The organism is Cruoricaptor ignavus, assembly GCF_014961145.1.
GTDB classification, from domain to species: domain Bacteria; phylum Bacteroidota; class Bacteroidia; order Flavobacteriales; family Weeksellaceae; genus Cruoricaptor; species Cruoricaptor ignavus.
Genome location: NZ_CP063145.1, coordinates 1,040,546 through 1,066,204, shown reverse-complemented (window position 1 = coordinate 1,066,204; position 25,659 = coordinate 1,040,546). Strand labels below are relative to the sequence as shown.

The following is a 25,659-nucleotide window of genomic DNA, read 5'->3' as shown; positions in this document are numbered from 1 at the left end:
TTTTACGCCTATGAGAGAAGTGGCTTTCATCAGACAAAATAAAGCAAAATGGCTGGAAAATGAAGCGGTGATTGCTGGGAAAGTGAAAAAAAATCCCGATGAGCTTTCGTCGCTCTACATCAATCTGTTGAACGACCTGGCTTTCTCGCAAACTTATTATCCGAAGAGCAGCACCACGGTTTACCTGAACCACCTCTCATCGATGATGTTTCAGCGGATCTATAAAACCAAGAGGCTGGAGCGAAACCGCATTTCGCAATTCTTCCTTTACGAAGTTCCGCTGATAATGTTTGAATACCGTAAATATCTATATTTCACGATATTGCTGTTTCTGGCTTTTGTGATGATTGGCGTGGTTTCCACCAAATACGATCCAGATTTTGTGCGCCATATTTTGGGCGACGGCTATGTGAATATGACGCTGGAAAACATCGAGAAAGGAAATCCTACCGGTGTGTACGGCACCAGAACGCCGCTGGATATGGCGCTTGCCATTATCTTCAATAATTTAATGGTGGGTGCAAAGCTGTATGTTTACGGGGTTTTCGCTGGGCTGGGCACGCTGTTCATCCTGATGCAGAACGCTATAATGGTGGGCACTTTTCAATATTTTTTTGAAACGCAAGGTGTGCTGGCAGAAAGCGCGAAAGCCATTTGGCTACACGGTACATTCGAAATTCTGGGGATGGTGGTGGAAGCTGCGGCAGGCTTTATCCTGGGCGCATCGATGCTTTTCCCAAAAACTTTTTCGCGGATAAATTCGTTTAAAACGGGCTTCAAGAATAGTTTCAAAATTTATCTAAGTACGGTTCCGCTCACGATTATTGCAGGGATTATCGAAGGCTTCGTTACAAGGCTTGCACCAGAAATGCCTTTGCCTATCATACTTTTCATCATTCTCGGTTCGCTCGGGTTTATGATTTTTTACTACATCATTTATCCGCGGAAAATCGCTAAAAAACTAAACTATGCAGCTGATAAAACGCCGTGATTTCAACGCGCTGATTTCCGATACTTTTTCGTTCTTCAAGGTTTACGGCAAAAATTATTTCCGTAACTACTTAATCCTGAACGGTTTGCCGATGATTTTGATGATGGTGCTTTTCTTCTTTTTCTACCGTGCGTTTCTTGTGCCGCTTGCTAGCCAGGATTTTGGGATGGATGCCGGATATTTCGACAGCCTTCTGGACGAGAATTTGCCGCTACTCCTTGTCTTAGTATTGGTAGGTTTCCTACTGTTCATCGCGTTCTACATCATCACCTATTCTTACCCGGTGCTTTATTTGAAACGAATTTCTGAAACTGGCGCTACCGAAATTCAGCTGGATGAAATTTCCGGCGACATCAGGCGGTATCTGGGCAAGGCCTTCAAGTTTATGCTTGGCGTGCTTTTCATCATCACACCGCTGCTCTTCGTGTTCTTCGGAATTTCTCTATTTCTGATGCTGCTCCTCATCGGAATTTTCCTGATTTTGCTGGCAGCACCTGTCGTTTACAACATCATAAATTTCACGCTGTTCGATTATTATCACAGCGGCAGAAATTTCTTCCAGTCGCTGTCGTATAGCTTCAATGCGCAATTCAATTATCAGGGCATCACGGAAAAATCGCCGTTCTGGAAGTACTGGGGTTCATCCATCATAATTCTCTTCATCATCCAGACGGTAATTGGCGTCATCACGATGATTCCCTACATATTCTTTATGGTGGCAATGTATTCTTCGGCAGAAGCAGCTAATTTCGATGGCTTTTCGTCAACGAATATGATGTGGATTGCCATAGCCTCCGCCCTTTCGTTTCTCCTGAGTTTTATTCTGGCGAACCTGATGTATGTGTGCAGCGGCCTGATGTACTACGACAGCAGAACGGATCTTCAGCGCAACGAAGATTTCAGCGAGATTGATCAAATCGGGAAGAATTTATGATGAGGCTGCGCGTTCTCCTTCTTCTGCTGCTGATGTTTTCAGCGCCGGTTTTTTCGCAAAAAACGGTGGCGAAAACTAATGTTTTTGAAGAAAAGCAGCCCGAAATTTCCGCAGATTCTCTGATGAGGGTTCAAAGCACGGTGCTTCCTGCAAAAACGCAGCGGAATTTCGGGCAGGATTTCAGGCGGAAATATACTTCGCCAGAATTTGACTACAGCGCATCCAAACCGCGCGAAACCCTTTGGGACAGATGGAAGCGGAAGATTGCCGAATTTTTCGACAGGCTTTTTACAAAGCAGGTGAACGATTTTAACGACAGGTCTGAAACGCTGCTGCATTTCCTTGCCGGAATTCTTTTTCTGGTGCTGGTTTATTTCCTGGTGAAATATGTGGTGAGCAACGATGGCAGCTTCATTTTTAGCCGAAAAAACCGAAAGACAAAAATTCCTGCGGAAGATTTGATAGAAGATATTCACGCGATAAATTTCCCTGCGGAAATTGCGAAATTTGAACAAAATGCAGATTTTCGCTCAGCAGTCAGGATGCGCTTTCTTCAGTTGCTGAAAATGATGGACGAGCGGAGCTTCATCCAATGGCAGCCGGAAAAAACCAACCTGGAATATTTGGCCGAGCTAAAAAATTCTGAGTTTAAAAAGCAGTTTAAAAGTTTGGCAAGGATTTACGATTATGTTTGGTATGGCGAATTCCCAGTTTCCGAAAAGGATTACCAAGGCTACCGCACGAGCTTTGAAAACGCACACCGCCTGATATGAAACGCACGCTGAGAATTTACGGAATTGTGCTGGCGCTGTTCCTAGCGCTCATCGGCTTTCTGGAACTGAGCCGCAAAACCGTGGTGGATTGGCGCAAAACCTTTGATGCGGGAAGCAAGGCACCGTTCGGACTTTTCGTTTTCGATAAGGAAGCGGAAAAAATTTTCGGCGGAAAGCTCAAGAAATCCGTACAATCGCCGTACACATATTTCGCCAATAAAAATCAGCAGCCGCAGAACATTCTGTTCATCAATAAATTCCTGGACGAAACTTCGCTGGAAAGATTGCTGAAGGAAGTGGAGAAAGGCAGCGACCTTTTTATCGCCGGAAATCCCGACCTTTATGGAATGGGTGTTCACACTTCAAGGTATTTCAACAGTGACGATGTTTACCTGCACCTGCTGCACCGCAACCTGAACGGCATTCAGAAGCTGGATAAATTTCCAGACAGGCTGTATATCAGCAGAGTTCCGAAGAATGCAAAAATTTTAGGTTATACAAAAGTTGCCAACAAAAGCTATCCTAACTTTATACAAATCCCAAAAGGGAAGGGCAACATTTTTATCCATACAGAGCCGCTGTTTCTCACAAATTATCAGTTGCTGAAACCCGGTGAAGAACGCTATGCAGCGCAGGTTCTCAGCTATTTACCGAATAGGGAAACCGTTTGGTTTCAGGATTTCAGTACGCAGGGAAATTACAACGCAATGTATTTCGTGCTGAGCAATCCACCGCTGAAATTTGCGTGGTGGACATTCCTTGTCACAATGTTGCTCTTTATGATTTTTAATGCGAAACGCCGCCAAAGAATCGTGCCGGTAATTTCCCCGCCGGAAAATAAATCGGCAGAATTCGTGAAAAGCATCGGCAACCTTTACCTTCAGGAAGGCGATTTCCGCGATATGATGGTGAAGAAAGCCACTTACTTTCTGCATTTTGTAAGAACGGAATTTTTGATTGATACCGAAAGGCTCGACGAAGAATTTATAAAAAAACTCATCAGAAAAAGCGGACAGCCGGAAGAAAAAATACGGGAAGCCGTGGCATTAATCCAAAAATCATTAAGCCAAAGCCACGATGTTACGAAGCAAGATTTGGAAAAAATGAACAGGCTTCTCGATGAAATTTCAAAATAAAAACACCAGAAATAATTATGCAAAATATTGAAAATCAAAACGATATGCAGTTTGCGCCGAGGGTTCAGCTGAACGAGCTGAGAGAAGGCGTGGAAAAAATAAAAAGCGAGATAGGCAAGGTGATAGTGGGGCAGGAGGCAATGATAGAGCACCTGATTGCCGCGCTGCTTGCCAACGGGCACATCCTGATAGAAGGTGTGCCGGGCGTCGCGAAAACCATCACGGCGAAACTTTTGGCAAAAACCGTGGAAACAGGCTTCAGCAGAATACAGTTCACGGCGGATTTGATGCCGTCCGATGTCTTGGGAACTTCCGTGTTCAATATGAAAACCACGGAATTTGAGTTTAAACCCGGACCGATTTTCTCAAACTTCATCCTGATAGATGAAATCAACCGTTCACCAGCGAAAACGCAGGCCGCACTTTTCGAAGTGATGGAAGAACGGCAGGTAACGATGGACGGCACGAGATACCCTATGGCAATGCCTTTCCTGGTGGTGGCCACGCAAAACCCTATCGAGCACGAAGGAACTTACCGGCTGCCGGAGGCTCAGCTGGACAGGTTTCTGTTCAAAGTGGTGGTAGGCTACCCGGATTACAGCAGCGAAATCGCCATCATCCAAAGGCATCACGAAAGCCGTGAAAAAGATAAAACCACAGTGGTAAATCCAGTGATTACCGAAGCGCAACTCATTGGCTATCAGGAAATTATGAAGGAAATCGTGGTGGAACCGCAGCTAATGGAATACATCGCCAAAATCATCGTGAACACGCGGGAAAATCCGTTCCTTTACCTCGGCGCTTCGCCGCGAGCAAGCATCGCACTGCTGATGGCATCGAAGGCTTTTGCGGCAATTCGCGGAAGAGATTTCGTAACGCCGGATGATATAAAGTTTGCAGCACCGGCAGTTCTTCGCCACAGAATCGTGGTTTCGCCAGAAAGGGAGATGGAAGGGCTTACCGCCGATGAAATCATCCGCCAAATCATTGAAGGCATCGAAATTCCAAGATAAAAAATGCGCAACCTCTACCTCACCAAAAGGCTTTTCGCATTGCTCAGCGTGGTAATGCTGCTGTTCGTGCTGGCGTTTTTCATCGGCTGGCTCCTGCCTTTTGTGCGCGTATTTTTCGGGCTGGTCATCCTTGCCGCAATCATCGATTATGCAATGCTTTTCGGGAAGAAAAACGGCGTAATAGCGCAGCGGATTTTACCGGAAAAACTGAGCAACGGCGATGAAAATCGCGTGAAGCTGGATGTGAAGAACGACTATCCTTTCCCGATTGAAACGGAAATAATCGACGAGGTGCCGTTTCAGTTTCAGATGAGGGACTTTAACATTAAAAGAAAAATTGAATCGAAAAAAAATGTTTTCCTGCAGTACATCCTGGAACCGAAGGAGCGCGGTGAATTTGTTTTCGGTGCGCTAAATGTTTACGCTAAATCTGCAATTGGCTTAGTATCAAAGCGTTACAGGTTTCAGAAGGATGCTTCGCTGCCAAGTTATCCGTCCTTCATTCACCTCGGAAAGTACGAGCTGCAGGCCATTCGTGACCAGTTTTTGCTGGGCGCAAGAAAAGTGCGGAGGATAGGGCACCAGACGGAATTTGAGCAAATCAAGGATTATGTGCCAGGCGATGACATCCGCACCATCAACTGGAAGGCGACTTCCAAGCGAAATCATCTGATGGTGAACCAATATCAGGAGGAACGCTCGCAAAGAATCTGGATGATCATAGATAAGGGCAGAACGATGCAGATGCCTTTCGGCGGGCTTTCGCTGCTGGATTACTCGATAAATGCTGCGATGGCGCTCTCTCACATCGTGCTGAAAAAGGGCGACAGAGCGGGAGTGATGACCTTCTCGAAAACTGCGGAAAACCGAGTGCCTGCGGAAAGTAAGGCAGGGCAGCTGCGGAAAATTTCGGAAGCGCTGTACAACATTCGGACGAATTTTTACGAGAGCGATTTCGGCGCGCTTTACCGTAATATTCGGCAAAACATCAGCCAGCGAAGCCTGATTTTACTTTTTACTAATTTTGAAACGCTGGATGCAGTGAACCGCCAGATGAAATTTCTGCGGGCTATTGCGCGAAACCATCTGGTAGTGGTGGTGTTTTTCAAAAACAGCGAGCTGCAAAAAATCATCCACCGAAATCCGGAAAATATGCAGGAAATTTATGATGAAATCATCGCTGAAAAATTCGAGTTCGAGAAGAAGCTCATCATTCAGGAACTGCGGAAATACGGCATCTACAGCCTGTACACCCTGCCGGAAAATCTCAGCGTGGAAGCCATTAACAAATATCTGGAAATCAAGGCGCAAGGCCTGCTATAACTTAAAAATTTTTTATTATGAAAATTTCTCTGAACCGAATCAACGACGATTTTCTGTTTGAATGCAGCAATTCTGCGGGCAACAAAATTCTCCTGGATAATGCCACACTTCCCGATGCCAAGGGCGTTTCACCGATGGAAGCCGTTCTGATGGCTGTGGCAGGATGCAGCAGCATAGACATTGTTTCCATCCTGAAAAAGCAGCGGCAGGGCATCACGGATTTTTCTGCGGAAGTGGAAGGCGAAAGAATCCCGAAAGATGATGCCAAGGTCTTCAAAACCATCACGGTGAATTTCAGTTTGTCCGGCAATATTGACCCGAAGAAAGCCTACCGTGCCGCCGAACTTTCCTTCGAAAAATACTGCTCCGTCTCGAAAACTCTCGAACCCAATGTAGAAGTAAAATTCTCGGTGAAGGTGAATGGTGAATTGGTAGAGAAAAATTAAACTTTTGCCTTGGCTCTTAGCTCTCGCCAAGCCTTGGCTGAATAAGTTTTGCTACGGTGGCCGTCCATCCGCACTGATGTGAAGCGCCGAGGCCACGCCCTGTATCTCCATCGAAATATTCGTAGAAGAAAATATTGTCGCGGAAATACGCATCGTGGTTGAACTTGGCGTTGCCGCCGTTGAAAGGTCTTTCGCCGTTTTCATTCTTCTTGAAAATGCTTTGCAGGCGTTCGCTCACATCGTTTGCCACTTCATCCAGGCTCAGCATTGCGCCGCTTCCCTTTGGATGCTCCACTTTCAGCCTGTCGCCAAAATAATAGTGGAAACGCTGCAGGCTTTCCACCACCAGGAAATTCAGCGGAAACCAAATCGGGCCACGCCAGTTGCTGTTGCCGCCGAACATACTGCTGTCGCTTTCTGCCGCGGTGTAGCGTACCACATATTGCGTATCGTGCGCCGCGAAAACAAACGGGTTTTGCTCGTAGCATTTGGACATTGAGCGGATGCCATAATCGCTGAGGAATTCATTCGGGTCGCACATTCTCTCTAGAATTTTTTTCAGCCTTTTTTGCCGAAGGATGCTGATGAGATGCTTCTTTCCTTCGCCCTCAACCTGCCAGTTGGATACCAGCTCCGCAAGTTCTGGCTTATTGCGCAGCACCCAGTCCATCCTGGTTTTAAAGTTCGGAAGTTTCTCCAGCATTTCGTGGCTGATGACTTCCACGGCAAACATCGGGATGAGGCCTACCATACTCCGCAGTTTCAGCGAAATGGCGTCGCCGTTTTCCAGCTGAATAAGGTCGTAGAAAAAGCCGTCGTCCTCGTTCCACAGCCCGTCTTTATCGCCCAATTTGTTCATTGCCTGAGCGATGTAGAGGAAATGCTCGAAGAATTTTATCGCCATATCTTCGTACACTGGGTTGTACAGGGAGAGCTCCATTGCGATGCGCATCATATTGAGCGCGAACATCGCCATCCAGCTTGTGCCGTCGGCTTGCTCTAGGTGCTGTCCGTCGGGCAGTTCCATATTTCGGTCGAAGGCACCAATGTTATCCAGTCCTAAAAATCCGCCGCCGAAAATATTTTCGCCGCGCTTATCTTTCCGGTTTACCCACCAGGTGAAGTTCAGCAAAAGTTTTTGGAAAACGGCTTCCAGGAAGAAATAATCCGGCTTTTCGGAAAGCTTCGCATCAATTTTGAAAACGCGGAAGGTTGCCCAGGCGTGAACTGGCGGATTCACATCGCTCAGGTTCCATTCGTAGGCCGGCATTTGTCCGTTCGGCCGCATATACCATTCCTTCGTCAGCAGTCTCAGCTGTTCTTTGGCAAAATTGCCATCAATCAAGGCAAAAGGCACGCAGTGAAACGCCAAATCCCAAGTGGCATACCACGGATATTCCCATTTATCTGGCATCGAAATGATGTCCTTGTTGTGAAGGTGCTCCCAGTCCTTATTCCGCACGAAGCTTTCAAAATCCCGCTCAATTGAAAAATTTGGGTCGCCCTTCAGCCATTTGGAAACTTTGTAATGGTAAAACTGCTTGTTCCAGAGCAAGCCTGCGAAAGCCTGCCGCTGCACATTCCGCTCATCATCGCTTGCTATATCCTGCTGAATTTCCGCGTAAAATTCCTGGCACTCGTTTTTTCTCTTCTCGAAAATTTCATCGAAATCGTAGAAGGCATCCGGAAAAATATCGTGAGGACTGATCCTGAAATCGAAGATTTCAGAGCTCCCGGTCTTTATCACTTGCTCGATTGCAAAGCAAGCCTTCGTCCCGAATTTTTCAGGATTTACGGAATCATCACCGAAGAGAATGTGGTTATTAATGCCGTCTTTGTAGAAAAATCCTTCCTGCCTTGGTTCGCCGTATATCGCTTCTGGGTTGGTTTCGTTCTCGCAGAAAAGGCTCTCTGCACCACGGCTTCTCGAGTAGAAATTTCGCACCGCCATATCATTATGCTCAATTCCGATGATGCCCCGCTCTTTCTCGAAAAAATTCGGCTTGTAAGAATTGTAGCCCCACCTCCAATTGTTTCGGTACCAGATTGTTGGCAGTATTACCAGCGGTGCATCCCTTTCGCTGCGGTTGTGCACGGAAAGGCGGATGAAGATGTCTTCCGGGTCCACCTTGCAATATTCGATTTCCAGGTCGAAATATTCATCATTATCGAAGATTCCCGTGTCGATAATTTCAAATTCCGGGTCCTTTCTGCTGCGCGACAAATTCTCCTGAACCAGCTTCTCATAAGGGAAGGCACCGATGGGGTACTTGTAGAGCATCTTCATATATGAATGTGTGGGCGAACTGTCCAGATAGTAAAAAATTTCCTTCAAATCTTCGCCGTGGTTCCCCTGGTGGTTGCTCAGCCCGAAGAAGCGCTCCTTCAGCATCTCATCATTTTTATTCCAGAAGCTGAAGGCAAAGCACAGCCGCTGCTTGTTATCAGAAATCCCTGCGATGCCTTCCTCCGCCCATCGGTAGGTGTAGCTTTTCGCGGTATTATGCCCCGTGAAATCCCACGCATTTCCATCGGCGCTATAGTCTTCGCGCACATTTCCCCACTGTCTGTTGCTCACATAAGGCCCCCAGGTTTTCCACGCGTCATCCTGCAATCTTTGCCGTTCTGCAATCATATTTTGGCTCAATTATTTTACGAAGATAAAGTTTTTTCAAAATTTTTATGCAAATGAATTTTATACCGAAAAAAACTATATTTGCAGCTCACAACATTGAAGTTATCAGGAAAGGCTGAGGGAATAGACCCTGCGAAGCCTTAGCAACCCTCAGGATTGAGAAGGTGCTAAATTCTACCTAAAAATTTTAGGAAAGATAACCGAGAACGCAGTTTTCCTCTGGGCTTTTTCCGGCGAATTTCAATGATTAAATGTTTGTTTGAAATGAACCGTAAAGCCGAACTCTACCGCTCTCTTGGTGAAAGAATCCTGCTTCTGGACGGTGCTATGGGAACGATGATCCAGCGCTATAAGCTGGATGAAGACGATTACCGCTCCGCACGCTTCCAAGATTGGGAAAAGCCTTTGAAGGGCAATAATGATCTGCTCTCTCTTACCCGGCCGGAAATTATCGCGGCAATCCACAGAGAATATTTGGAAGCAGGCGCGGACATCATCGAGACCAACACATTCAGCGCCACCACCATAGCAATGGCAGATTATGGGATGGAAGATTTCGTTCAGGAAATGAATTTCCAATCTGCAAAAATCGCCCGCGAAGTTTGCGAAGAATTCAACGATAAAAATCCTGCGAAGCCCCGGTTCGTGGCAGGCTCCATAGGCCCTACGAACAAGACGGCGAGCCTTAGCCCTGATGTGAACGACCCCGGCTTCCGCGCCATTACCTTCGATGAGCTTCGCGAAGCCTACAAGCAGCAAGCCAAGGCTTTGATGGAGGGCGGCGCCGATATTCTTCTGGTGGAAACCATTTTTGATACGCTGAATGCCAAGGCTGCACTTTTCGCCATAGATGAAATCCAGGAAGAAAGCGGTGCGAAAATTCCTGTAATGGTTTCCGGTACCATCACAGATTCTTCCGGCAGAACGCTTAGCGGACAAACCGCTGAAGCCTTCCTTATTTCCGTTTCGCACCACGATTTGCTTAGCGTCGGTTTCAATTGTGCACTGGGCGCAAAGCAGCTCACGCCTTATCTGGAAACCCTCGCCAATCAGTCGGGTTATTACATTTCCGCCTATCCAAATGCTGGCCTGCCCAATGCTTTCGGCGGCTACGATGAATCGCCGGAGGCTATGGCAATGCAGGTGAAGGACTATGCGGAGCGCGGCATCGTGAATATTGTGGGCGGATGCTGCGGTACTACGCCTGCTCACATCGCTGCGATTGCCGATGTAGTGAAAGATTTTGAACCGAGAAAAATTCCGCAAACAATTTTGAGCTAGTCCAAAAATGGCAGAATATAATTACAGAACAGATTTCCGCCCGATGAAGCTTTCCGGGCTGGAACCACTCATCATCACGCCAGAATCCAACTTCATCAATGTAGGGGAAAGAACAAATGTGGCAGGCTCTAAAAAATTCCTGCGGCTCATTAAGGAAGAAAATTTTGCAGAAGCGTTGGAAATCGCGCGGCATCAGGTAGAAAACGGTGCCCAGATCCTGGATGTGAATTTTGACGACGGAATGCTGGACGGCCAATACTGTATGGTAAAATTCCTGAACCTGGTAGCCGCGGAGCCGGACATTGCGAGAATCCCGATAATGATAGATTCTTCAAAATGGGAAATCATCGAAGCCGGGCTGAAAGTGGTCCAGGGAAAAGCGGTGGTAAATTCCATCTCGCTGAAAGGCGGCGAAGCAGAATTCATCCGCCAGGCAAAGCTCGTGAAACGCTATGGCGCGGCATTAATCGTGATGGCTTTCGATGAGATAGGTCAGGCGGACAACCTTGAAAGGCGCATCGAAATCGCGAAAAGGTCTTACGAAATCCTCACCGAGAAAGTAAATTTTCCGCCTCAGGATATCATCTTCGATTTGAACATTTTCCCAGTGGCGACGGGGATGGAGGAGCACCGGAGGAATGCGCTGGACTTCATCGAAGCTACAAAATGGGTGCGCGAAAATCTGCCGTATGTCTCGGTTTCCGGCGGCGTTTCCAATGTATCTTTTTCGTTCCGCGGAAACGACAGAGTCCGCGAAGCGATGCACTCGGTTTTCCTGTTCCACGCGATAAAGACAGGGATGAATATGGGAATCGTAAACCCTGCAATGCTGGAAGTGTACGACGAAATTCCGCCCGATTTGCTGGCGCTGGTGGAAGATGTAATTCTGGACAGGAGGGCGGATGCTACGGAAAGACTGCTGGATTATTCCGAAAAAAACAAATCCGCGAAGAAAACCACCACGGAAGATTTGCAATGGCGAAGGGAAAATCTTCAGGAAAGAATTACTTACGCTTTGGTGAAGGGTATCGATAAATTCATCGAAGAAGATGTGGAAGAAGCCCGCCAAAATTCTGCGAGGCCTCTGGAAGTGATTGAAAATCAGCTAATGACGGGGATGAGCGTCGTAGGCGATTTATTCGGCAGCGGAAAGATGTTTCTACCGCAGGTTGTAAAATCGGCAAGGGTGATGAAGAAAGCCGTGGCATACCTGCAGCCATTCATCGAAGCAGAAAAAAGCGCGGACGAAAAATCAAACGGGAAAATTTTGATGGCTACTGTGAAAGGCGATGTTCACGATATTGGGAAAAACATAGTGAGCGTGGTGCTGGGCTGCAACAATTACGAAATCGTGGATCTGGGCGTAATGGTACCTGCGGAAAAAATTCTGGAAACGGCAGTGCGGGAAAAGGTGGACATCATCGGGCTGAGCGGGCTCATCACACCGAGCCTTGATGAAATGGTTTTCGTAGCGAGCGAACTGGAACGGCAGAACCTGAATTTTCCTCTGATGATAGGCGGTGCCACGACTTCCAAGGCGCACACCGCCGTGAAAATAGACCCAAGCTATAAAAATGCCGTGGTGCATGTAGCTGATGCTTCGCGCTCTGTGGGCGTTGTCACGGCGCTTCTTGGTGAGAACAGTGGGCAATTCGTTGCGGAGCTGAAAATGGAGTACGCTGAGTTCAGGGAAAATTTCCTGAACCGTCAGGTGGAGAAAAAATATGTTTCGATAGAAAAGGCGCGCGAAAATAAATTCCAAATCGATTGGGAAAATGCCGAGATTTCTGAGCCGAAGCAATTAGGCGTACAAACAATTGAAAATCAGAACCTTGGGGATTTGGTGGGGTTTATCGACTGGACGCCTTTCTTCAGAAGTTGGCAGCTTTTCGGGAAATTTCCTCAGATTCTGGAAGATGAAATCGTGGGGGAAGAAGCCACGAAACTCTTCGCGGATGCTCAAAAAATGCTCGGCGAAATCATTAGCCAAAAACTTCTGACGGCAAAGGCTGTGTACGGCATTTTCCCTGCCAATTCCAATGATCGGGATGATATTCTGGTGAGGGATTTGGGCGGAAACACGCAGACAATTTTCCGCACGCTTCGTCAGCAGGCCGAGCGTTCCGAAGGGAAAAGCTACCTGGCGCTTTCCGATTTCATTGCGCCGGAAAGTTCCGGAAGGCAGGATTACATAGGTGCCTTCTGCGTTTGTGCAGGGTTCGGCGCGGAAGAATTAGCGAAAAAATTTGAGCAGGAAAACGATGATTACAACGCCATAATGGTGAAGGCTTTGGCAGACCGTTTGGCAGAAGCTTTCGCGGAATTTCTTCACAGGGAAATCCGCACGAAAATCTGGGCGTATTCCGAAAACGAAAATCTGGAAAACGAAGATTTAATTTCCGAAAAATACAAGGGCATCCGGCCTGCGCCCGGGTATCCTGCCTGCCCGGACCATCTGGAAAAACTCAGCATTTTTTCGCTGCTGAATGTGGAGGAAAACATCGGCGTACACCTCACGGAAAGTATGGCGATGTATCCTACTGCCGCAGTTTCCGGCTATTATTTCGGCAATCCGGAAGCCAAATACTTTGGCGTGGGAAGAATCGGCAGAGATCAGCTGGAAGATTATGCCCAAAGAAAAAATATGGATGCTGAGCTGGCGGCAAAATGGCTGGCACCGAACTTGGCGGATTAACATTTAAAGTTCAAAAATCAAAGATTAGAGGAAGCCTTAATGAAATGAAAATAACTGAGCATATTAAAAAAGCCAACGGCAAAACGCTGTTTTCTGTGGAAGTAGTGCCGCCAACAAAAGGCGAAAGCATAGACGACCTGTACCGCAACATCGATCCGCTGATGGAGTTTCAGCCGCCATTTATCGATGTTACCACTTCGCGCGAAGAATTCGTTTACCTCGAAAAACACGGCGGCCTGATGGAACGCCGCATAACGAGAATGCGCCCCGGGACGCTGGGAATCTGCGCCGCGATAATGTACAAATACGGTGTGGATACCGTGCCGCATGTGCTTTGCGGCGGCTTCACAAGGGAAGAAACAGAGTATCTTCTCGTGGATTGCCTGTACCTCGGCATCGAGAATGTGATGGCGCTCCGTGGGGATGCACGCAAAGGCGAAAGCCATTTTGCGCCTACAGACGGCGGCAATGCCAATGCCGGCGAGCTTGTGCGGCAGATAGATGATGTAGGCCACGGAAAATTTCTTACGGATGAAGGCAGGGCTTGGGAAAATTCCAAATTCTGCATCGGTGTGGCGGGCTATCCGGAAAAGCACATCGAATCGCCATCTTTGAAATATGACCTGGAAAAGCTGAAGCAGAAAGTGGACGAGGGCGCGGATTATGTGGTGACGCAGATGTTTTTTGACAATCAGAAATATTTTGCCTTTGTGGATGCCGCCCGAAACATCGGGATCACGGTGCCGATAATCCCCGGCATAAAGCCCGTGGCTACGAAAAACCATTTGTCCATTTTGCCCAAGACTTTTAAAATTGATTTGCCAGAAGATTTGATAAAAGCGATGGATACGGCGAAGGACAACGCTGCGGTGCGGGAAATCGGGATAGAATGGGCGGTGGCACAATGCAGAGAGCTGCTGGATTTCGGCGTGCCGGTGCTGCATTTTTATTCAATGGGAAAGAGCAGCAATATCACGAAAATTGCTGAGCAGGTGTTTTAGCCGACCAGATAAAAACCGTCCAATTTTTCGCGGCAGAGTGTTTCAATCACATCTATCCACCGATCTTCATCGTTCAGGCAGGGCAGATAGTGGAATTCCTTTCCACCGGAATGAAGGAAGGTTTCCCTGCCTTCCTCGGAAATTTCTTCCAAAGTTTCCAAACAATCCGAAACGAAGGCCGGGCAGCAAATCGCCAGATTTTTCACGCCTTTCTTCGGAAGATTTTCCAAAGTTTCATCGGTATAAGGCTCAATCCACTTGTCCCTTCCCAATCTTGATTGAAACGAAACTATCGTTTTTTCCTTCGGAATGCCGAGTTTTTCAATCACCAATTCCGTAGTTTTATAGCACTGATGGCGGTAGCAGAATTTGTGCGACGGCCTGGATTCTTCGTGGCAGCAATCGCCAATTTTGCAGGTATCGGTAGGGTCCGTTTTGTAGAGATGCCGTTCCGGAACGCCGTGATACGAGAACTGCAGCGCATCGAACTCTTCCGGTAATTTTTCGCGCAAGCTTTCCGCAAGGCAATCGATGTAAATATCCCTGGCGTAAAACGGCTCCACATACGAAATCTGCACGCCCGGAAATTTTTCCTTCCGCACTTCCTCCGCCTTATCCACCACAGTTTCCGTAGTGCTCATCGCATACTGCGGATAAAGCGGAAAAAGCACAATGTTCGTAACTCCCTGATTTACAAGTTTTTGAATGCCATTTTCTATGGAAGGCTCGGCGTATCTCATCCCGATTTCTACGGGAACATCGAAGCGCTGCTGAAGCTTCTCGCGGATTTGTTCTGTAATGATGATGAGCGGCGAACCATGCTCTGTCCACACCGTTTTGTAGGCTTCCGCCGATTTTTTCGGGCGCTTTCTTAGGATGATGCCACGCACCAAAAGCGAACGGAAAAACCACCGGTAATCGATGACTTTTTCGTCCATCAGAAATTCATCCAAATATTCCTTCACATCCGGAACGGAAGTAGATTTCGGCGAGCCGAGATTTACCAGAAGTATGCCCTTTTTGTTCAAAGTTTAAAGTTAAATGTTCAAAGATTAAAGTTCAGGGGTCAGGGTTCAAAGTTTAAGGTCTGAAATCAAAGTATGCGTTGCACATTAAATTTTGAACTTTGAATTTTAAACTTGAAACTATCAACCATTTACCGCCTCCACGCTTTCCACAAGCTCTGGCACGAATTGCTTCAGCAAACTTTCGATGCCGCCCTTCAAAGTAGCCGTAGAACTTGGGCAACCGCTGCAGGCACCCTGCAAAAGCATTCTCGCCGTCTTCGTTTCAGCATCGTATTCAATCAGCGAGATTTTCCCGCCGTCGTTCTCCACAGCTGGCGCTACATACTCCGTAAGGATGTCGGAAATCCGCTGCTCATCGTCCGTATATTCCCTGTTAATCAGCTGCTCCACAGGGTTTTCGTGTTTCGTGGGCGATTTTTCGGAAACCGTTTTTCCCTGCTGAAGAAAATCGGCGATGAAGCTGCGCACCGCCACCATCACTTCGTTCCACTGCACGGAATCGTTTTTGGTAACGGCCACGAAGTTATCCGAGATGAAAACCTCTTCCGCAAAATCAAACTGATCTAAAATCCCTTTTGCCAAAGGAACTTGCGAAGATTCCTCCCTGGATTTCACTTCCACGAAACCATCCAGAATCAGCTTGTTCGAAACGAATTTCATCACATTAGGATTGGGCGTCATTTCCGCATAAATCGGGAAGATTTCGCGCGGTTTCTGCCGGTAAATTCTCGGGTTGGCAAGCAGCTCGTCCTCAATCACATTTTTCAGGTTGGCCTGCACCATATCCCATTCCACCGTGTCCTGCTTTGCCACGGCAACGAAGTTGGCGGTGATGAAAATCTTATCCACGAAAGGATAATTGAACAGTTCCTGCGCCAAAGGGATTTCGGAAACATCGGAATTTCTGTCGAGCTCTACAGCGCCAGGAATCAGGGTATAATCCGCCACGAACTTCATCACTTTAGGATTGGCCGTAGGCTCTATGGTAATTTCGCGCATTTATTTTTTTGCTAAAAACAAATGCAAAAATACGGGAAAAAGAATTAGCGAAATGAATAAGTCTTGTGGACAGAGAAAAGATTTATTAAATTTAAAACTTCAAACCATCAAACTTCAAGAATGGCATTAATCAAGGAACTTCTCGGGAAATCGCCGCAAATTGGCGAGAATACCTTCCTGGCGGAAACTGCCGTAATCATCGGCGATGTTTCGATGGGCAGAGACTGCAGCGTGTGGTACAATGCGGTAATCCGTGGCGATGTGCATTACATCAAAATCGGCAGCAAGGTGAACATCCAGGATAATGCGATGCTGCACTGCACCTACGAAAAATTCCCGCTGAACATCGGCAACAATGTTTCAATAGGCCATAGTGCGATCGTGCATGGCTGCACGATACACGATAATGTGCTGATTGGGATGGGTGCCATAGTGATGGACGATTGCGTAGTGGAAAGCGACAGCATTGTGGGCGCAGGAAGCGTGGTGACGCAGGGTACGCACATAAAATCCGGCGAGGTATGGGGCGGCGTTCCAGCGAGGAAGATTAAGGATATTTCGCGCGAACTTCTGGAAGGCGAGGTGAACAGGATTGCGAATAATTATGTAAAATATTCCTCCTGGTACAAGTAGCGGTTGCTGCCATTTTTGAAAAACTTACATTTGCGATGAAATTTTTCCTATGAAAAAAAAACTCAAGGACATTTGGGAAATTACCAAACGAACCTTCAAGGATTATGGCACCCGCAATGCGGGTACAGATGCTGCGGCACTGGCGTATAGCGCGATTTTCTCAATTCCCGGCCTGCTCATCATCGTGATCTGGACGGCGGGCATCTTCCTCGGGGAGGAGGCGGCGCGCGGCGAAGTTTCCCGCGTGCTTGGCGAACTAATGGGAGCGGAGGTAGGGAAAACGATCGAGGAGCTTATCCTAAAAAGTATGGTGGATAAGGACGACTGGTTTATGAAAATCATAGGTGTGGCGGCGCTGGTCTTCGGTGCTACCAACTTCTTCTTCCAGCTGCAGAAATCGCTGAACAAGATGTGGGAAGTGCGCCCCGCCCCGAAACAGGCGTGGTACCGCTTCCTGCTGGACCGTGCCAACTCCCTAGGTATGATCCTCACCATCGGCTTCCTGCTGCTGGTCACGATGGTCATCTCCTCTATGATTGGCCTGCTGAACAATTACATCGTGCAGTGGTTCCACCTGGATACGCTGTTTTGGGTAAACCTCGCAAATTTTGTGATAGGCTTAATAATTACGACCGTACTTTTCGCAATGATGTTCAAGATTCTTCCGGATGCAGATATTGAGTGGCGCTCCGTCTGGCTGGGAGCTTTCGTGACTTCCTTGCTTTTTGCCGTTGGGAAATTTGCGCTCACCCTTTATTTCGATAACTTCAAGCCATCTTCCAGCTTCGGTGCGGCGGGGACGGTGGTGCTGCTGATGATGTGGATCAATTACACCTGCCAGCTCATCTTCCTCGGGGCGGAATTTACCAAAGTTTCTGCAAGGTATTACGGGCATAAAATTGAGCCATCTCCTCACGCAGAATCCGTGCCGCAGATCAACACACCCGAGGAAGCCGATGAGTTTATAAGGGAGAAGGTGATGAAGCGCGTGGCGCCCGACACAAAAACCCACCACGATGCAATGATTTAGCGCTATTTGATTTGGAAAAGATGATATAATCTTGCGCCTCGCATTTTGGATATTTTCGAGCTTGCCGAGTACACCAACCGAAGCATTTTCCTCACAGGAAAGGCTGGCACCGGGAAAACCACTTTCCTGAACGATTTCGTGCGCCGCTCAGCGAAGAAGCACATCGTTCTTGCGCCCACAGGGATTGCGGCAATTAATGCAGGCGGCGTTACAATCCACTCAATGTTTGGGCTGCCGCTGCGGAATTTTATACCTACGATAGACCGCATTGATGAAAACCGAGCGATGAACATCCCAGACCTTGTGTCGCATTTCCGGTACCGGAAGGACAAGCTGAAACTGCTTCGCGAAGTGGAAATCATCATCATCGATGAAGTCTCGATGCTTCGTGCCGATGTGCTGGATATGGTGGATTTTTCGCTGCGCCACATCAGGAGAAATGCCCAGAAATTCGGCGGCGTACAGATGCTATTCATCGGAGATTTATACCAGCTGCCGCCGGTTGTAAAGGACGAGGAATTTATGATGCGGTTCTACAGCTCGCCGTTTTTCTTCGACAGTTTTGCTCTGAAAGAATTACCGCTCATCACCGTAGAACTCACGAAGGTTTACCGCCAAAAAGACGAGCATTTCCTGAAAATCCTCAACGCAATCCGTAATGGAAACCGCGACGAAATTGATTTCGAAACGCTGAATTCCCGCTATATCCCGAATTTTGAACCTGGTGACGAAGCCTTTGTACACCTTACCTCACACAATTTTATGGCGGATGGCATCAACCGTAAAAAGCTCAGCGAGCTGCACGGCCCGTCGTACTTCTACCCTGCGGAAATCGAGGGTGATTTTAATGAAAATCAGTTCCCGAACGATGCGGAGCTTGAGCTGAGAGTGGGCGCACAGGTGATGTTCATCCGCAATGATGCATCCAGCGAGAGAAGGTATTTCAACGGGAAACTGGCGGAAGTTGTGGCGCTTTCCGAAGATGAAATCTCCGTAATCATCGATGGTGAAAACGAGCCGTACAAACTGAAGCGCGAAATATGGCTGCAGAAAAAATACTCTCTGGCTGCGGACAAAAGCATTCAGGAAGAAGTTCTCGGCAGCTTTCAGCAGTTCCCGATTCGTTTGGCGTGGGCTGTTACCATCCACAAATCTCAGGGTTTAACTTTCGACCGCGTCATCATCGATGCGGGGAAATCCTTTGCATCTGGCCAGGTTTATGTGGCGCTCTCACGCTGCCGAACGCTGGAAGGCATCGTGCTGAAATCGAAGATTTCGCGGGAAGTGATTTTCAGTGACCATCGTGTGGAAAATTTTCAGACGGAAACCGGTGCCAATGACAGAATCAACGAAATTCTCAGCGCAGAAAAATTCGATTTCGCTATTGCTAAAGTTTTGAGATTCACCGATTTACAATGGATTAAGCAGGCGGTTTCAGGTTGGTATAATTCTGCAAAAACAAGCCGTTTTCTTGACAAAGAAAAAGCGGCCGATATTCATTTCCTGCTTGAAAAAGATGTGGACAATTTGGCAGAGATTTATGCAAAATTCGCAAAAGTTTTAACGCAGAAATCGCGGCGAAACGATGTGGAAGACAATTGGGCAGAGGTTGAAGCCAAGGCAAAAGGCGCCGTGAATTTTTTCTACCAAAATGTGAACGAGAAAGTTTACATCCCGCTGAAAGAATTTTATGCTGAGACAAAGGGTGGGAAAGGCCTGAAGGAATACAACGAAGTTACGCGCACTTTGCTTACCGATTTGGAAGATTATCTGGAGGATTTAAAACGGGTAAAACTACTTGATTATCAATTATTTAATAAAGATGAGAATTCAGAAATCAACAAGGCTGTTGCGAAAAAGCCTTCGCCTTCCATTACTTTTGAAATGTTCCAAAACGGAAAATCTATTCCGGAAATCTGCAAAACGCGCGGACTGATGAAAAGCACGATTTATGGGCATCTTGCGGAATTCGCCTCGGAAGGTAGGCTCGAAATCGAACGCATCGTGCCAAACGAACGCCTGGAAATTTTTGGAAAGGCTTTTGCTAAAGATAAGATGGACTGGAACCTTACGCAGTGGAGGAATTTTCTACCTTCGGAATTTGAGTTTCAGGAGCTGAGATTACTTGTTAACCATTTTGCATTTTTAGCAAAGAATAATGAAAAATTTTGAATTATCCGTATTAGACCTTGCACCTGTAAAAAAGGGCAAAACCATTCTTAACACTTTTGAAGACAGCCTGGATTTGGCAAGAACCGTGGAAAGCCTGGGCTACAAGAGATTCTGGCTTGCCGAGCACCACAATATGAAGAGCATCGCAAGCTCGGCAACTTCCGTGCTCATCGGCTATATAGCCGGCGGAACGAAAAAAATCCGGGTAGGATCAGGCGGCGTAATGCTGCCCAACCACAGTTCGCTCGTCATCGCAGAACAGTTCGGAACGCTGGAAACGCTTTATCCCGGCAGAATAGATTTGGGCGTTGGAAGAGCGCCAGGAACTGACGGCATTACGGCGAAAGCCCTGGGCAGAAATCCGGCAAGTATTAATGAGCAGTTCCCGCGGCAAATTCAGGAGTTGCAGTACTTTTTCTCTGAAAATCAAGAAGATGCGCCAATTCGTGCGGTGCCTGGTGAAGGGCTGAACATCCCGATTTACATCCTTGGTTCCAGCACGGATAGTGCTTGGCTCGCTTCGGAAATGGGCCTGCCCTACGCTTTTGCGGCGCACTTTGCACCGGATCAGATGGAAATGGCGTTTAAAATTTACCACCAAAATTTCAGGCCGAGCGAATATCTTGCCGAGCCATACACCATTGCCTGCGTGAACGGAATAGCTGCGGACACCGATGAACAGGCACAAAAACTGAGCAACACGCTGTATATGGCGTTCACGAACATTGTGCGGGACAATAGACAGCCCTTCGGTCCGCCGCCTGAAAATATGGACGAAATCTGGAGCCCGATGGAAAAGGCCTATGTGCAAAAAATGCTTCGGGTGAGCTTCATTGGCAGCAAAGAAACGATTGCTGAGGAATTATCAAATTTTCAAAAAAGAGTGATGGTTGATGAAATAATGATAACGGCGCACATCTACGACCACGATGCAAGAAAGCACTCGTACAGAATCATAAAGGAAGCGGCGGAAAGCCTGACCTAGAACTCGGCGGAAAATTCTACGCTTGCGCCGGAACATTCGCCGTTCATTGGCGGTGCGGTTTTGGTGATTTTAATTTTGATAAAAGAAATCTGCGGAAATTTTTCGTGGATTTTTTTGATGATTCTTCCCGCAACATTTTCCAAAAGCTTCGATGGAATCAGCATTTCTTCCCGAATAATGTCGTTCAGATCGGCATAGCTGATGCCGTCGTTCAGGTCGTCAGTTTCTGCAGCCTTCCGAAGATCGGCGTGAAATTCCGCATTCAAGAAATAGTAAGTGCCGATGATTTTCTCTTCCGGCAAAACGCCGTGGTATGCGTAGATTTTCAGGTTTTCGATGAAGATTTTCGAGTTCATTATTTGATGGCTTCGGAAAGCTCCAGCATTTTTTCGATTGGTTTCAGCGCTTTCAGGCGTAGTTCTTCCCCAATTGTAATTTCTGGGAGTTCGTATTTCATACAGAGGTAAAGCTTTTCCATCGTGTTTCGCTTCATAAAAAAGCATTCCGAGCAGTTGCAGCTTTCGTCGTACACCTGCGCCGGGATTAGCGTTTTCTGCGGTGCCCGCTTTTTCATCTCGTGCAATATGCCTTCTTCCGTAGCCACGATGAATTTCTGGCTATCATCTTTTTCCACGAAATTCAAAAGGGCAGAAGTTGAGCCGATAAAGTGCGCCAATTGTAGCACTGGCTCTTCGCTTTCAGGGTGGGCAATCAGCTTGGCATCAGGGTTTTCCGCGAGTTGTTTGGCGATGCGCTCCATCGAAAACGCCTCGTGCACAATGCAGCTGCCATCCCACAAAATCATATCACGGCCGGTTTTTTTCATCAGGTAGCGTCCCAGATTTTTATCCGGCGCAAAAATTATCGGGCGGTCTTTCGGCATCGATTCAATAATCGTCTCAGCGTTCGAGCTTGTTACGATGATATCGCTCTCAGCCTTCGTCTCAGCGTTGCAGTTGATGTATGTGGCAATCAATGCGTTAGGGTGTTCTTCGCGCATTTTCCGCAAGCCTTCGCCGGAACATCCGTCGGCAAGCGAGCATCCGGCCTGTGTGTCTGGCAGGACCACCTTTTTCGTAGGGTTCAGGATTTTTGCAGCTTCCGCCATAAAGTGCACGCCGCAAAACGCAATCATATCAGCGTCCGTATTCTTTGCCTGCCTCGCTAATTGCAGTGAATCGCCCAGAAAATCAGCGATGTCCTGAATTTCCGCTGGCTGATAATAATGCGCCAAAATCACCGCGCTTTTTTCCTTTTTTAAGTCTAAAATCGCCTGTACCAGTTCTTCACCTTGGGGAATGGCGTAATCTGAAATATCCAAAAAACCTTTTACGGGCAGGTTGGCTTTTGCTGTTTCAAGTGAATTATTCATTATTCAATAAATAGTGTAAAAAATTATGAATTTAAAAATTCTGAAATTGCCTCGGAAATTTCATTTTTCGCATTTTCAAGGCTGTCGTTTACGATTATTTTATCAAATTGATTTCGGTATGTGAGTTCTTCCGCCGCTTTTTCCACGCGTAATTTGATCGTTGGCAAATCATCAGTTCCACGAGAAATCAAACGCTGTTCCAACTCTTCAATATTTGGCGGCATTATGAAAATTGAGAGCGCTTTTTCGCCAAAATACTTTTTCAGTGAGATGCCGCCCTTTACATCCACATCGAAGATTACCACTTTTTCCAAGGATGAAATTCGTTCAATCTCCGATTTTAAAGTGCCGTAAAATTTACCAGGATAAACTTCTTCAAACTCTACAAAATCCTGATTTTCAATGCGTTGTCTAAAATCTTCTTCGGTGATGAAGAAATAATCCTTCCCGTGAATTTCCGTTCCGCGCAAAGCTCTTGTAGTTGCGGTGATGGAAAATTCCAGCTGCGGAAATTTTTCCAGGCAATATTTTACCAGCGTGGTTTTGCCGCTTCCTGAAGGCGCCGAAAAAATGATTACTTTTTCCATTTTCATGATTGATGAGCGATAAAGATAACTTGTTGATGCCTAAGGCTTTAGGCTATAAAATATTCATCGTTTGCTCTTTAATTTTTTCCAGACTGTCTTTCATCAGCACCACAAGTTTCTGGATTTCAGCGTGGTTGGCCTTCGATCCCAGCGTGTTGATTTCCCGGCCCATCTCCTGCGCGATGAAGCCCAGTTTTTTTCCGTTCTGTTGCTCTTTTTGCAAAACTTCTTCGTAATATTTCAGATGCTGTGCCAGCCGAACTTTCTCTTCCTGAATATCCAGTTTTTCCGTGTAGAAAGCCATTTCCTGATAGAATCTCGTTTCATCCGCTTCAAAATCTTTCAGCGCATTCTGGAAGCGCTGCCTTACGGTTTCCAGCCGCTCACTTTCATAAGGATTTACGCTTTGCAGATTTTCGCGAATTTCAGCAATATTTTCGCGAATATCGAAATTTAAAGCCTCGCCTTCAATTTTCCGGAACTCATTAAATTTTGCAAGGCATTCCGAAATGAGATATTTTAAGTAAATCCACTCATTTTCTGAGAATTCTTCATTTTCGGTAGAAAGTACATCGGGCATTTTAAGCGCCATTTTCAAATATTGAAAATTCGGCGCATCATCCGCAATTTTTCGCAATTGGGAAATGTAATTTTCCACCAAATCCTGATTGATTTTCGCTGATGAATTTTCCTCGGTATTTTCAATGGTTATGTAGCAGTCCGCTTTTCCGCGTAAAATGCTGTCGCTCAATGTTTTGCGAATTTCAAATTCTTTCTCGCGGTATTTTTGCGCAAGGCGAAGATTAAGGTCTAACTGTTTGCTGTTCAGCGATTTGATTTCCACGCTGATTTTTTTTCCTTCAAAAATGCCCTCGCTGCGCCCAAAACCTGTCATCGATAGTACCATTCTGCTGAGTTTAGTGTGCAAATATAAGTTTTCGGCAATTTTCTTTCGGGATGGCTTTTTTTTTAAATTCTCTATCTTTGGAAGATATTTTCCTGAATGAAAAAGTTTTGTTTAATATTATTCTCCACAGTAGCAGTGCTTAGCTGCAAAAAAGAGGAGAAACTTCCGGAGTCTACTGTTGTGGAAACGAATCAGGCAGAAATTGCAACCAACGAAGTAGCCACGCTCGCCGTAGCTCCCGATCTTGGGAAGACCATTTTCACGCAGGAGGGTAGGGTGGTGATTGCGTTCGATTCCCGCTCGCAGAAGGGCGAGGTTGTTGTTAATGGTAAGCCTTACACATTAAATAACATCGAGTTTTCTGAAAATAGCTACAGGCTCAGCGGCGATGATGTAAGCATCAGTGCGGAAAACGGAGATTTTGGCGAAGTGGAATCCGACTGCGCATATGGCGAATTTCCGTCGGTAAGGATAGTGGCAGGCGGTGCGCAGGTGCAGCTCCGGAATGTGAAAGTGCAGGACTGCCCAGAATTGTAAATGAACCCCTCTCTGTTGAAAATCAATGCCGTAGCGGTGGATACTGCAGAACTCCGGAGGGAATTTCTAGATTTCCCCGCGAGGCTGTATGCCGATGATCAAAATTATATCCGCCCGCTGGATCAGGACATTGAGAAAGTTTTTGATCCTAAAAAAAATAAACTTTTCCAGACCGGGGAATGCGAGAGATTTCTTTTCAAAAATTCCGAAGGAGATACCATCGGCAAGGTGGCGGTTTTCGTGAATCCTAATTATACCAATGATCAGCCCACGGGCGGCATCGGTTTTTTCGACTGTGTAAACGATCAGGAGGTTGCCAATTTTATTTTTGATTTTTGTAAAGACTGGCTTCTTCGCAGGGGTATGGAGGCTATGGATGGCAGTATAAACTTCGGGGAGCGGGATCAGTTCTGGGGCGTTCTGGCGGAGGGCTTCAGCGAGCCCCTTTACGGAATGAACTACAACGCGCCCTACTACCCGGCCCTTTTCGAGAATTATGGTTTCAGGCTGTACTTCAATCAGTTATGCTACAGCAGGCCTGTGCATGCGGAGCTTTCGCGGCACTTCAGGCTTTCTCACAGGAAGCACCTGGCCAACCCGGATTTCTCCGTACGGCATTTGCGGAAGAATGAGCTTGAGAAATTTGCAAAAGATTTTACTGAAATTTACAATCTCGCCTGGGCTGGCCACAGCGAAGGCGGGAAGGAGCTGGATTTTCCAAAAGTCCTGAAAATGTTCCGGAGTATGAAACCCGTGCTGGACGAGAACATCATCTGGTTCGCCTATCATAAGGACCGCCCCGTGGCAATGTGGGTCAATATCCCGGACCTTAATCAGTGGTTTAAATATTTGCGGGGAAAATTTGGGATTTTGCAAAAATTAAAATTCCTTTTTTTTAAAAAAATAAGGAAAAATACCAAGATGGTAGGCATCGTTTTCGGAGTAGTGCCGCAGTGGCAGAGAACCGGCGTGGAAGGGCTGATGATAGTGGAAGGGGCCTCGCACATTCAGAAAAAAACGGCATACGAAACCACCGAGATGCAGTGGATTGGAGACTTTAATCCAAAAATGATGCACATCGCAGAGGCGCTGGATACGCGGATCACCCGCCGGCTAGTGACCTACCGCTACCTCTTCGACAGGAGCAGGGAATTCAGGCGCCACCCTATGGTGTAGGCAAG

General features: G+C 46.9%; 23 protein-coding genes and 1 riboswitch. Of the genes, 16 read left to right on the top strand and 7 right to left on the bottom strand.

Annotated features, from left to right (window positions below; genetic code table 11):
* Positions 1-10 precede the first annotated feature (10 nt).
* The 7 genes from IMZ16_RS05075 to IMZ16_RS05045 are packed head-to-tail and all read left to right on the top strand — an operon-like array spanning position 11 to position 6,616.
* Complete coding sequence (locus IMZ16_RS05075) at positions 11-991, top strand: stage II sporulation protein M (RefSeq protein WP_193439152.1); 981 nt, start codon at positions 11-13, stop codon at positions 989-991.
* Positions 969-1,925 carry a DUF4013 domain-containing protein gene (locus IMZ16_RS05070; RefSeq protein WP_193439151.1) on the top strand — a complete coding sequence of 319 codons (957 nt, stop codon included), beginning with the start codon at positions 969-971 and terminating at the stop codon, positions 1,923-1,925. Before IMZ16_RS05075 ends, IMZ16_RS05070 begins: the two co-directional genes overlap by 23 nt.
* A complete protein-coding gene (locus IMZ16_RS05065; protein WP_193439150.1) occupies positions 1,922-2,698 on the top strand; it encodes a DUF4129 domain-containing protein in 777 nt (258 codons plus the stop codon). Before IMZ16_RS05070 ends, IMZ16_RS05065 begins: the two co-directional genes overlap by 4 nt.
* On the top strand, positions 2,695-3,834 hold the full coding sequence (locus IMZ16_RS05060; protein ID WP_193439149.1) for a DUF4350 domain-containing protein: 1,140 nt from the start codon (positions 2,695-2,697) through the stop codon (positions 3,832-3,834). The genes IMZ16_RS05065 and IMZ16_RS05060 overlap by 4 nt, the downstream gene beginning before the upstream one ends.
* 17 nt (positions 3,835-3,851) lie before the next feature.
* Complete coding sequence (locus IMZ16_RS05055) at positions 3,852-4,847, top strand: AAA family ATPase (protein WP_193439148.1); 996 nt, start codon at positions 3,852-3,854, stop codon at positions 4,845-4,847.
* A 3-nt stretch (positions 4,848-4,850) separates the two neighbouring features.
* A complete protein-coding gene (locus IMZ16_RS05050; protein WP_193440747.1) occupies positions 4,851-6,170 on the top strand; it encodes a DUF58 domain-containing protein in 1,320 nt (439 codons plus the stop codon).
* 17 nt (positions 6,171-6,187) lie between these two features.
* The gene (locus IMZ16_RS05045; protein WP_193440746.1) at positions 6,188-6,616 is read left to right on the top strand and encodes an OsmC family protein; all 429 of its coding nucleotides are present in this window, start codon (positions 6,188-6,190) and stop codon (positions 6,614-6,616) included.
* Positions 6,617-6,632: 16 nt separating this feature from the next.
* Here IMZ16_RS05045 and IMZ16_RS05040 read toward each other — a convergent pair whose 3' ends face one another.
* Positions 6,633-9,251 carry an MGH1-like glycoside hydrolase domain-containing protein gene (locus IMZ16_RS05040; protein WP_193440745.1) on the bottom strand — a complete coding sequence of 873 codons (2,619 nt, stop codon included), beginning with the start codon at positions 9,249-9,251 and terminating at the stop codon, positions 6,633-6,635.
* A 99-nt stretch (positions 9,252-9,350) separates the two neighbouring features.
* Positions 9,351-9,454, top strand: a riboswitch (SAM riboswitch).
* Positions 9,455-9,515: 61 nt separating this feature from the next.
* Here IMZ16_RS05040 and IMZ16_RS05035 point away from each other — a divergent pair.
* From IMZ16_RS05035 to metF, 3 genes are read left to right on the top strand one after another with little or no spacing between them, the layout of a single operon-like run.
* Entirely contained in the window at positions 9,516-10,532 is a 1,017-nt protein-coding gene (locus tag IMZ16_RS05035) for a homocysteine S-methyltransferase family protein (RefSeq protein ID WP_193440744.1), read from the top strand.
* Positions 10,533-10,539: 7 nt separating this feature from the next.
* Positions 10,540-13,227: a methionine synthase gene (gene metH / locus IMZ16_RS05030; RefSeq protein WP_193440743.1), complete on the top strand. Its 2,688-nt coding sequence runs from the start codon at positions 10,540-10,542 to the stop codon at positions 13,225-13,227.
* A gap of 44 nt (positions 13,228-13,271) precedes the next feature.
* Positions 13,272-14,228 carry a methylenetetrahydrofolate reductase [NAD(P)H] gene (gene metF, locus IMZ16_RS05025; RefSeq protein ID WP_193440742.1) on the top strand — a complete coding sequence of 319 codons (957 nt, stop codon included), beginning with the start codon at positions 13,272-13,274 and terminating at the stop codon, positions 14,226-14,228.
* Here metF and hemH read toward each other — a convergent pair.
* Entirely contained in the window at positions 14,225-15,256 is a 1,032-nt protein-coding gene (gene hemH, locus IMZ16_RS05020) for a ferrochelatase (protein ID WP_193440741.1), read from the bottom strand. The genes metF and hemH overlap by 4 nt on opposite strands.
* A gap of 120 nt (positions 15,257-15,376) precedes the next feature.
* Positions 15,377-16,255: a NifU family protein gene (locus tag IMZ16_RS05015; protein ID WP_193440740.1), complete on the bottom strand. Its 879-nt coding sequence runs from the start codon at positions 16,253-16,255 to the stop codon at positions 15,377-15,379.
* Between the two features lie 120 nt (positions 16,256-16,375).
* On the opposite strand from IMZ16_RS05015, the gene IMZ16_RS05010 reads away from it, so the two are divergent.
* Genes IMZ16_RS05010 through IMZ16_RS04995 form a run of 4 tightly spaced genes read left to right on the top strand, consistent with a single transcriptional unit; the run spans position 16,376 to position 21,075 of the window.
* Positions 16,376-16,888: a gamma carbonic anhydrase family protein gene (locus IMZ16_RS05010; protein WP_193440739.1), complete on the top strand. Its 513-nt coding sequence runs from the start codon at positions 16,376-16,378 to the stop codon at positions 16,886-16,888.
* A gap of 49 nt (positions 16,889-16,937) precedes the next feature.
* The gene (locus IMZ16_RS05005) at positions 16,938-17,918 is read left to right on the top strand and encodes a YihY/virulence factor BrkB family protein (protein WP_193440738.1); all 981 of its coding nucleotides are present in this window, start codon (positions 16,938-16,940) and stop codon (positions 17,916-17,918) included.
* A gap of 45 nt (positions 17,919-17,963) precedes the next feature.
* Complete coding sequence (locus IMZ16_RS05000; protein ID WP_227411572.1) at positions 17,964-20,090, top strand: helix-turn-helix domain-containing protein; 2,127 nt, start codon at positions 17,964-17,966, stop codon at positions 20,088-20,090.
* Positions 20,077-21,075, top strand: a complete 999-nt coding sequence (locus IMZ16_RS04995; protein WP_193440737.1) for an LLM class flavin-dependent oxidoreductase — start codon at positions 20,077-20,079, stop codon at positions 21,073-21,075. Before IMZ16_RS05000 ends, IMZ16_RS04995 begins: the two co-directional genes overlap by 14 nt.
* On the opposite strand, the gene folB is transcribed toward IMZ16_RS04995, so the two are convergent.
* From folB to IMZ16_RS04975, 4 genes are read right to left on the bottom strand one after another with little or no spacing between them, the layout of a single operon-like run.
* A complete protein-coding gene (gene folB / locus IMZ16_RS04990; protein WP_193440736.1) occupies positions 21,072-21,431 on the bottom strand; it encodes a dihydroneopterin aldolase in 360 nt (119 codons plus the stop codon). The genes IMZ16_RS04995 and folB overlap by 4 nt on opposite strands.
* Positions 21,431-22,447, bottom strand: a complete 1,017-nt coding sequence (gene nadA / locus IMZ16_RS04985; RefSeq protein WP_193440735.1) for a quinolinate synthase NadA — start codon at positions 22,445-22,447, stop codon at positions 21,431-21,433. The genes folB and nadA overlap by 1 nt, the downstream gene beginning before the upstream one ends.
* A 23-nt stretch (positions 22,448-22,470) precedes the next feature.
* Positions 22,471-23,034, bottom strand: coding sequence for a guanylate kinase (gmk, locus tag IMZ16_RS04980; protein WP_193440734.1), 564 nt, complete (start codon positions 23,032-23,034; stop codon positions 22,471-22,473).
* Positions 23,035-23,086: 52 nt separating this feature from the next.
* Positions 23,087-23,941, bottom strand: a complete 855-nt coding sequence (locus tag IMZ16_RS04975; RefSeq protein WP_193440733.1) for a YicC/YloC family endoribonuclease — start codon at positions 23,939-23,941, stop codon at positions 23,087-23,089.
* A 96-nt stretch (positions 23,942-24,037) separates the two neighbouring features.
* On the opposite strand from IMZ16_RS04975, the gene IMZ16_RS04970 reads away from it, so the two are divergent.
* Together IMZ16_RS04970 and IMZ16_RS04965 are read left to right on the top strand one after the other, a co-directional pair.
* Entirely contained in the window at positions 24,038-24,478 is a 441-nt protein-coding gene (locus IMZ16_RS04970) for a hypothetical protein (protein ID WP_193440732.1), read from the top strand.
* Positions 24,479-25,654, top strand: a complete 1,176-nt coding sequence (locus IMZ16_RS04965) for a hypothetical protein (RefSeq protein ID WP_193440731.1) — start codon at positions 24,479-24,481, stop codon at positions 25,652-25,654. It begins immediately after the preceding gene.
* Positions 25,655-25,659 lie beyond the last annotated feature (5 nt).